This window comes from Fulvivirga kasyanovii (assembly GCF_009711405.1).
Taxonomy (GTDB): Bacteria; Bacteroidota; Bacteroidia; order Cytophagales; family Cyclobacteriaceae; genus Fulvivirga; species Fulvivirga kasyanovii.
Window position 1 is genome coordinate 1 of sequence record NZ_SMLW01000413.1, and the last position, 9,304, is coordinate 9,304.

Here is a 9,304-nt window from a genome sequence, read left to right on the forward strand (position 1 = left end):
ACTCGTTTAAACGCTGGGGAATATTCCACCTTAACGCCACTGATGTGAAGTTCGTTTTCTGGTTCAGGGCAGGCACATCACTATCCAACTTTCTGAAAATGTGCTTAACGTCAATGAAAAAATTATGTTTCCACTGGTAAGAAGCTGTGAAGTCTGCAAAAAACAGATCATTGCCAATACCCTGACCAACTTCATTTCCATAGTTCATTTCCCGGGTAGTGTTGCTTTTCAAGATATTACCGCCATAATTCACCCCGGTGCTATCCGTTCCATAGCTGGCAAAGATCAGCTTGCCGGTTAAGCTTAATTTCCCTATTGGCTGATAGCGCGCCAGAGCAACAACTTCTGTAAAATTAGCCCCTAACGGATGCGCCAAAGGCTGCCTGTAGTGTGAGTAACTGTTGTAAACATCACCGTGGGAGTAAGTATAAGGCCTCGACAGGTTACCTTCAAGCTGCATATCCAGATTATTGATACCAAAAGCATCAATATACTCACCTCCCAATTGCACAGAATACTTATTGGCCCACCAGCCATCACCTTCCTTGAGGTTTTCAAGCAGAAACTCATCAAGCACCAACTGACCATAAAATGAAATCTTTCTGGCTGCAAGCCATTTGAAATCCATTCCAAGCAAAACATTATCAGAGCTTCCGTTTTGCTGCTCCACGGCACGATAAAAAATAATGGGGTTCAGGTATTTCAATTCAATGTGCCCGTCACTCAGAGAGTCGGCATTGCTATAAATGACCGATTCAAATACACCTACATTAAGTTTTTTTCCAATGTTTATACCCAGGTGGTGCAATGCCATATACTTTTTCGGATAGCTTCCATTGCCGATAAGCGTATTGCCAGAGGTGAAAATATCAGCGGTCATTTCCGTGAACAGGTTGGTATAGTTGATCTTCCATACCTGGGTTTGCATCTTCAGGAAAAGGAATGCGGGGGCAAAATCTGAAAGTATCATTGACCGGTAACCATTGCCAACCTTAAACTGGTCGTGGCCAAACTGCAGGTTTACATGCTTGGTAGCGGCAAAACTGATATAGCCACGGGCTGTGAAAAAGTCTACGCCATCATCTTTAAAATCTTTCCAGAAACCTTCATGAGGAACTACCTTATTGCCTGAGAAAATATAGTTTCTGGTATATTGGGGGAATATTACCTGGTTCTCTCCGATAAATGAGTAAAATCCCAGCTTGCGATCTATCATGCCCCTCACTTCCACGCCACGCGTATTTATAAAGGTCTTCACGTCACTTTCCGTCTCACGACCTGCCCCTAAATACAATACGGGATTAACATGCAGGTCAAAATCGTCGGTATTAACATGATAAAGGTCTGACTTTACTCTATAAAAGTGCTTAAAAAAAGGTTTACGACTTTCATTGTTCAAACTATCTGCCCATTCCCAGTTATCGTTACTTAGATAATTAATATTAAACTTGTCTGTGGCCGACCATTGCATGTCGCTGCGCTTAAGGCTGTCAGTAAAGGCGGCAATATGCTTCCTCTGGTAAGGCTTCCAGGCGCTGAAGAACCCGGGATAGATCCTGCCGCTTTTTATCTCATACCTGTCTATCAGGTGGTAATAATTGTTGTTGAGGGGAGCATTAACACTTTGGGCAAACAACACTACGGGAGCCAAAGCAAAAAATGTTATAAGGAGATGCTTCATAAAAATATCAGTTAACCTTCAAATGCAACCCGGAAGACCTATAGGACCTCGTTACAGAAAGTATATTTACATCATGTACAAAGGCCTGAATTTATCCTGATTACATAAGAAATTTGAATATCCTGCAAAATAAGGAAAAATAGTGTTTATCTTTGCAGAATAAAGTTTTGAAAAGTTTTGCACTTAAACTTTAAATGGGTAATTTTGTGCCCTCTTTGGGAAGATTGAACAGAAAAGGTACTTATAAAATGAAAAAAGACATACATCCGGAATACAGAGACGTAGTTTTCTATGACACTTCAAGTGAATACAAGTTCATGACGAAGTCTACAATGACTACTGGCGAAACTATCAAATGGGAAGACGGCAACGAATACCCATTGATCAAAGTTGAAGTTAGTTCTGCTTCTCACCCATTCTATACTGGTAAAAAACTATTTGTGGATACTGCCGGTAGAGTTGAGAAATTTAACAAGAAATATAAGAAGAAGTAATTCTGTTATATAACATTTAATTAAAAGTCTTCAGGATAAGCTTATCTTGAAGACTTTTTTATTTTTGTGCTGTGAACTAACCAATACGCAAATCCATATCAATCGGTATGGAACCAGCAAGATCTAAAGGGCTGATATACAATTTCTTTGCAAGATTTGGTTGTTCTATAAGACCATTGAAGGTAAACTGAAATACATGAATATTATTCTTTTTGATGATCTTTTCATCAGACAATCCCTCTTGCCACTTACGTTTACCAGACCGGTAGCAGAAGTCCGTGTGGGCATACTCACCATTTCTGATAAGTGGGACAAGAGACTTGAAGGTAATATTTCCTTTCATACCACTGATTACCTCAGGGAGAAATACCCCTGCCTGGCCGGCAACAACAATATCTGGATAAACGGGGCTCTTTGCCCGAGCCAGGAACTGGTTCAGGCTATTCATTCGCTCCATGCCGAAACCGCTTTGACCAAAGACGGTATGATACTGGCCGCACGCACCAGCTCAACCGAATACGATCACCTGAAAACTTTAAAACAACAGTCATTTGCAGGGCATACAACACTGATAGACCAGCCCTGGAAGATATTCAAGGAAAATGCTGCTCAGCTCAAACTTGACTTTGACCTGATCACACATGATCGTATATCCGAAGATATTATGGATCCCTATACCGTGGTGTATGGCGAGGAGAACCTGTTTGTTGAAGAAGGAGCTACCATCAGGGCAGCGATCATCAATGCGGAAGCAGGCCCTGTTTATATAGGCAAAAATGCTGTAGTCAACGAAGGTGCAATTATCCGGGGCTCTTTGGCGTTATGTGATGGTGCCCAGTTGAGCATGGGCGCCAAAATGCGTGGGGACTCTACGGTTGGCCCCTACTGTAAAGTTGGTGGTGAGGTGAGCAATTCGGTAATATTCGGCTATAGCAATAAAAGCCACGATGGCTTTCTAGGCAACTCTGTCATTGGAGAGTGGTGCAACCTGGGTGCTGACACCAATACATCCAACCTGAAAAATAATTATGCCCAGGTGAAGATCTGGGATTATGGCAAAGGCGGCTTTAAAAACACTGACGAGATGTTTTGCGGGCTGATTATGGGTGATCATTCAAAATGCGGGATTAATACCATGTTCAATACAGGTACTGTAGTGGGGGTATCCGCCAATATTTTCGGTTCCGGATTTCCGAGAAATTTCATTCCATCTTTTTCATGGGGCGGAGCCAATGGCTTCATCACCTACAAACTTGACAAAGCCAATGAAGTTATAGATATGGTTATGCAAAGGCGCGGAATGATATATGACAGCTCGGAACAGGAGATAATTAAAAATATTTTCGAATTAACCGCCGAATTCCGGTATTGGGAGAAACAATAGAACTATGCGATTTGCTGATATTAAGGGACTGGAAGAAGTAAAAGAGCGGTTGATCAATGCGGTAAACCATGGACAGGTAGCACATGCCCAGTTATTTTTAGGCAAACCGGGCAGCCCTAACCTACCTATGGCACTGGCTTACGCCACTTACCTCAACTGCACCAATAAGAGTGAGGATGATTCGTGCGGTGAGTGCCCTTCCTGCTCCAAAAACACCAAGTTCATCCATCCGGATATGCATTTTGTAATGCCGGTAAGTGCCACAAAAAATGTAACCGGGAAGGATGTTGTAAGTACCAGCTTCCTGAAAGAATGGAGGACTTTCCTTACGGGTTCACCCTTCAGCAACCTTGATGGCTGGACCAGCCAGTTTGGCGGTGAAGACAAGCAAGTGAACATCTCCAAAGAAGAAAGTCGCCAGATCGTGAAAAATTTATCATTAAAAGCCTTTGAAGGAGCATACAAGGTCATGATCATCTGGTTGCCGGAGTATATGCACCCTTCTGCAGCCAACGGTATATTAAAAATACTTGAGGAGCCACCGGAGCAGACTATATTCCTGCTGGTTTCCAACGATTCGGAAAAGCTGCTGACCACCATACTTTCGCGTACTCAGATAGTAACCATTCCCAAACTGGCTGATCAGGATTTAGCAGCCACACTGGTCGAGCAGCATAATGTAGACCCGCAAAAAGCGGCCGAACTGGCCCATTTGGCTGATGGTGACCTCAACCAGGCTATTAAGCTCATCAGCAATATAGAAGACAACAGCCATCAGCTATTTACTGAATGGATGCGCGACTGCTTCAAAAAGGATTACACCCAACTGGTCAACCGGAGCGACCAGTTTCACGGCATGAACAAAGTGGCCCAAAAGAGCCTTTTTGTATATGCCCTGAACATGTTACGCGAATCTTTGGTTTACCAGGCTGCACCACAGCTCAAAAGAGCCAGTGGTACCATTGAGAGCTTTGTAGAGAATTTCAGCAAAGTGATGGATGGTGACAAAGTGAGCAGAATTTCTTCATTGATCAATGAAGCACATTATCATTTGGAGCGGAATGCCAGCCCCAAAATGGTATTTTTAGATCTTTCATTACATATCGCCAGAATCATCAAATAATATGGAAAAAATCAGAATAGGGACGAGAGGAAGCAAGCTGGCCTTATGGCAGGCAGAACATGTGGCAGCTTTGCTCAAGAAAGGAGGAATTGAATCTGAGATTATCACCATCGAAACAAAAGGTGATAAAATACTGGATGTTTCGATTTCCAAAATAGGTAGTAAAGGTGTGTTTACCGAAGAGATCGAGGATCAGCTTCAATTAGGCAACATCGATATTGCCGTACACAGTGCAAAAGATATGCAATCGGAACTGCCTAAGGGTTTTGAGCTGATCGCATTTACAGAACGGGAAGTGGTGAACGATGTATTGGTAGGGATGGACCTCTGCCTTTCCCTGGACAAGGAAAATATAGTTGTAGGCACCTCTTCTACCCGGAGAGTAGCTTTGCTAAAACATTTCTACCCTCATGTCAAAACGGTTTCCGTACGGGGCAATCTTCAAACCAGGATGGCTAAAATGAAGGACGGCGCATGTGATGCCCTGCTTCTGGCCTATGCCGGCGTTCATCGCATGGGTTATGACGACATGATCATTTCAAAGCTTCCCCTAGATAAATTCATCCCGGCTGTCGGACAGGGAAGTGTGGCTGTGGAATGCTCCACAACACTCAGCGAGGAAAAAAGGCAAGCCATCCGCCAGTATGTAAACCATGAGAATACGGAAAAAAGGCTACGCTGTGAGAGAGGATTCCTGAAAACCTTGCACGGCGGCTGTAGCATCCCTGTTTTTGCCCTTGCTGACCTACAGGAAGATACCCTTACCATAAAAGGTGGTATTGTAGACCTGGAAGGAACAAAAATAATCCGCAAAAGGATTATGGGACCTGCTGAAAATGCAGAGACCATTGGACAGGAACTGGCAGAAGAGGTACTTAAGGCCGGAGGTGATAAAATTTTAGAAGATATTAAAGAAAAGTTAAATCAAGAACAAACTCATGAGAGCAAGTAATTTCTTATTTATGCTGTTGCTGGCCGGTGCTATGCTTTTTACTGCCTGCGCTTCAGAAAAAGAATACCTGGTAACTATTAAAACAGAGTATGGCGACATGCATGCCATCCTTTATGATGAAACTCCACAGCATAAAGAAAACTTTATAAAACTGGCTAAAGAGGGCTTTTATGATAGTCTATTGTTCCACAGGGTTATTGAAGATTTTATGATCCAGACCGGTGACCCTGATTCAAAGGATGCCAAAGCGGGAAGGCCCTTAGGCTCAGGTGGCCCGGGATACCAGATACCTGCCGAGTTTGACAAAGACTTATTCCATGTTAAAGGAGCATTATCAGCAGCGAGAACAAATAACCCTGAGAAGAAATCAAGCGGTAGTCAGTTTTACATTGTTCAGGGTAAGAAGTGGACTGAAAAAGAACTCACAACCGATATGAACAAATGTGGCGCTGCTGCCAGACAGTTGATGGAGAGAGGAGATCAGGATTCTGTAAAGCAGATGCTGATTAACATTTACCAGACAGAAGGTCCTGAAGCTTATGGTAATAAGCTAATCGAAATGAGGGACTATATCTCTGACGTAATGCAGGTTGATCTAACCAAAGAAATTGCTCCCGAAAGACTGAAAGCGTACACTACCATAGGTGGGGCTCCGCACCTGGATGATGAGTACACCGTATTCGGTAAAGTGATTGACGGGCTTGAGGTCATCGACAAAATAGCCGCCCAACCTACTGATCAGCGTGACCGGCCTAAGTCTGACATAAGAATGATGGTGGAAGTGGAAGAAATGCCTAAGAAGAAGATAACCAAACTCTACGGTTACGAATTTCCTAAAGAAGAAAAGTAATGAAAATACTGATAACAGGCTCGAATGGCCTTCTGGGCCAAAAACTTGTAAAACTAATGTCTTCGGAAGCGGACATTGAAGTCATTGCCACGGCAAGGAACAGTGACAGACTTCCTGAAAACTATGCCGACTACGAGTTCCATCCTCTCGATATTACCGATGAAGCTGCGGTTTTGGATGTAGTGACTCAATACAAACCGGATGCGATCATCAACACTGCGGCCATGACCAATGTGGATCAATGCGAGAGCGAAAAAGAAGGTTGTATTGACCTCAATGTCAATGCTGTCAAGTATCTGATCAAAGCCTGTGAAGCCACAGGGGCACATCTTGTGCATTGCTCCACAGATTTTATTTTTGATGGTACCCACGGCCCATTGGATGAAAACGAAAAACCCAACCCGGTTAACTTTTATGGAGAAAGCAAACTGGAGGCTGAAAACCTGGTGATGAACAGCAATATTTCCTGGGCCATTGCCAGAACAGTACTCGTATATGGCATTGCCAATGACATGAGCCGCTCCAACATCATATTATGGGTGAAGAACAGTCTGGAAAATGGCAAGGAAATTAACGTGGTGGATGACCAGTGGCGCACTCCAACACTGGCTGAGGACCTGGCAATGGGCTGTTACCTGCTCGCTAAAAAGAAAGCCAAAGGCATCTACAACATTAGCGGCAAGGATATGCTGACACCTTATGACATGGCCATCAAAACGGCTGACTTCTTTAAGCTGGACAAAACGCTGATCCATAAAACGGATGGATCAAAATTCACACAACCCGCCAAGAGGCCTCCCAAAACCGGCTTTATCATTGACAAAGCCCGTAAAGACCTTGGCTATGAACCTCATTCTTTTGAAGAGGGGTTGAAGGTGTTGAATGATCAAATGCAACTAGCATAAACTGCAGCTATGAAGATGGGCAAACGATTAAAAAAACTCATCTTCATAGCTTTATTCCTATACATATTCCTCATCATGGCTGCATTTTTATCCCAGGAGAAACTGATATTCCACCCGGAAAAGCTCCCGGAAAACTTCCGGTTCGATCTCTCGGAAGGTGCAGAAGAGGTTTTTCTCAATACCGCAGACAAAGAAAAAATCAATGCTTTGTTCTTTCCCGGAGCAAAAAGTGAAGTGATTCTGTACTTCCATGGCAATGCGGGCAGCCTGGCCGGGTGGCAGCAGATAGCCGATGATTTTACAGATAAAGGCTATAGCTTCTTAATCATTGATTATCGAGGTTACGGAAAGAGCTCCGGTGAAATAACAGAAAAGGGCTTATACCTGGATGCAGAAGCTGCATATCAATTTTTGACGGAAACCAAAGGTTTTTTGTCTGGTGATATTATCATTTACGGCCGCTCTATCGGTAGTGGCATTGCTACTGAATTGGCCAGCCGACATCAAACGAAAGGACTGGTGCTGGAATCTCCTTTTTCAAGTTTGAAAAAACTGGCCAATCAAAAGATGCCATTCCTTTTCCCTTCGCTGTTCCTTCAATTTCATTTTGACAATATCAACAAGCTCGATTCCATCAGTTGCCCCATACTGCTGATCCATGGCGATGATGATACGTTAATCCCTGTTTCTCATGCCCGAAACCTTTATCAGGCGCATTCAGGAAAAAAGAAACTTGTGATTATTCCGCAGGGCACACATAATAACCTTAGTTTATTTGAGCAATATCATGAGACATTGAACTACAGCCGCGAATTCTTTTTATCTAAAAAAGAATGATTTAAATATTACAGTATATTTTTTAATCTTTACCTAAACCATCCACCATTATGAAAAAAATCGACCTGGTTTCGGGAAGGCTGTTCCCGTGGTATTTTCAACTGGCCGGTGGGCTTGTGCTGATAACGGGCATTGCCTATTTTCAAAGTCACCTTCTACTCTCTTTAGCACTGTTTTTAATAAGTATCTTGGTTTTTACCGGATACTCAGGTATTGAAATAGACCCTCAAGCGAAGACTTACAGACCTTATTATTCATTTTTATTCCTAAAAACCGGAAAACGCACCAGGTATGCAGGTATTGATCGGATCTACATTAATGCCAACCAGGTAAGCCAGCGCGTGTTTACTGCGCACACCAATAGCTCTACAACATTTAAAAACGTAGATTTTGATGCTTATATCAAATTCAACAATGGTGTGAAGGAATACATTATGACAAAAAGGGATAAAAATGCCCTTATCAACAAGCTTAAAAGTGTTGCCGAAGCTTTAGACACCCCTTTGGTGGATAATTCATAGCCAGAGCGTCTACATCATACTGCCATCCAGCGTGTCCGTTTCCACCGGTCTTTTTTTAGCTATTTTACGCGCTTCAAATATGCCCCTCACCAGATAAATAATGATTATACCCTTAATCAACCATCCTTGATAGAGTGTATTGATATCAATAAGGGCGCTAAGTCCTATATTTAAAAGATAAAGCAATAAACCCAGGATAACAGCAGTTTGCGGACTGGATTTTGTCCAAAGAGCAAGCAAGATGTAAATAACTCCTATGGCAGAGTAAAATATCAGTGATACTATATCGTCAGCCATCACTCCCATGCCATAAAGGACAGCATATAGGAAGAATAGACCGGCTAAAACAAATAAGGTGTTTCGCGAAGCTTTTACATGTTTCTCTGCGGTTTCTGTACGGCTTCGCATCAGAATCTCTCGGGCGATTGCTTTGGCATTCTGGTCTTCGGTGGTACCACCTGTAGAATCTTTGTATTGTGGATTTTCCATATTCGGGTGTAATTAAAAACTTCTAACATACTAAATAATCGGTTTTAGTTTAAATGTTTTCTACTTTT

The 9,304-nt window shown here is 42.7% G+C and carries 10 protein-coding genes; 8 read left to right on the plus strand and 2 right to left on the minus strand.

Going from position 1 to position 9,304, the window contains the following annotated elements:
• Nucleotides 1-1,681, minus strand: a 1,681-nt coding sequence (locus E1163_RS05700) for a hypothetical protein (protein ID WP_155170395.1), incomplete at its 3' end; no start/stop codon positions are given.
• Nucleotides 1,682-1,929: 248 nt separating this feature from the next.
• On the opposite strand from E1163_RS05700, the gene E1163_RS05705 reads away from it, so the two are divergent.
• From E1163_RS05705 to E1163_RS05740, 8 genes are all read left to right on the plus strand, one after another.
• Nucleotides 1,930-2,175: a type B 50S ribosomal protein L31 gene (locus E1163_RS05705; protein WP_155170411.1), complete on the plus strand. Its 246-nt coding sequence runs from the start codon at nt 1,930-1,932 to the stop codon at nt 2,173-2,175.
• A 196-nt stretch (nt 2,176-2,371) separates the two neighbouring features.
• Complete coding sequence (locus E1163_RS05710; RefSeq protein ID WP_155170397.1) at nt 2,372-3,559, plus strand: GlmU family protein; 1,188 nt, start codon at nt 2,372-2,374, stop codon at nt 3,557-3,559.
• A 4-nt stretch (nt 3,560-3,563) separates the two neighbouring features.
• Nucleotides 3,564-4,682 (plus strand): DNA polymerase III subunit, encoded by a 1,119-nt coding sequence (locus E1163_RS05715; RefSeq protein WP_155170399.1) that lies wholly within the window; start codon nt 3,564-3,566, stop codon nt 4,680-4,682.
• Nucleotide 4,683: 1 nt separating this feature from the next.
• Entirely contained in the window at nt 4,684-5,634 is a 951-nt protein-coding gene (gene hemC, locus E1163_RS05720; protein ID WP_155170401.1) for a hydroxymethylbilane synthase, read from the plus strand.
• The gene (locus E1163_RS05725) at nt 5,621-6,484 is read left to right on the plus strand and encodes a peptidylprolyl isomerase (protein ID WP_246223521.1); all 864 of its coding nucleotides are present in this window, start codon (nt 5,621-5,623) and stop codon (nt 6,482-6,484) included. The genes hemC and E1163_RS05725 overlap by 14 nt, the downstream gene beginning before the upstream one ends.
• Nucleotides 6,484-7,389 (plus strand): SDR family oxidoreductase, encoded by a 906-nt coding sequence (locus tag E1163_RS05730; protein WP_155170403.1) that lies wholly within the window; start codon nt 6,484-6,486, stop codon nt 7,387-7,389. Before E1163_RS05725 ends, E1163_RS05730 begins: the two co-directional genes overlap by 1 nt.
• A gap of 15 nt (nt 7,390-7,404) precedes the next feature.
• Nucleotides 7,405-8,226 carry an alpha/beta hydrolase gene (locus E1163_RS05735; RefSeq protein WP_221417944.1) on the plus strand — a complete coding sequence of 274 codons (822 nt, stop codon included), beginning with the start codon at nt 7,405-7,407 and terminating at the stop codon, nt 8,224-8,226.
• Between the two features lie 50 nt (nt 8,227-8,276).
• Entirely contained in the window at nt 8,277-8,747 is a 471-nt protein-coding gene (locus E1163_RS05740; protein ID WP_155170407.1) for a hypothetical protein, read from the plus strand.
• Between the two features lie 9 nt (nt 8,748-8,756).
• Here E1163_RS05740 and E1163_RS05745 read toward each other — a convergent pair whose 3' ends face one another.
• On the minus strand, nt 8,757-9,236 hold the full coding sequence (locus E1163_RS05745; protein WP_155170409.1) for a hypothetical protein: 480 nt from the start codon (nt 9,234-9,236) through the stop codon (nt 8,757-8,759).
• Nucleotides 9,237-9,304 lie beyond the last annotated feature (68 nt).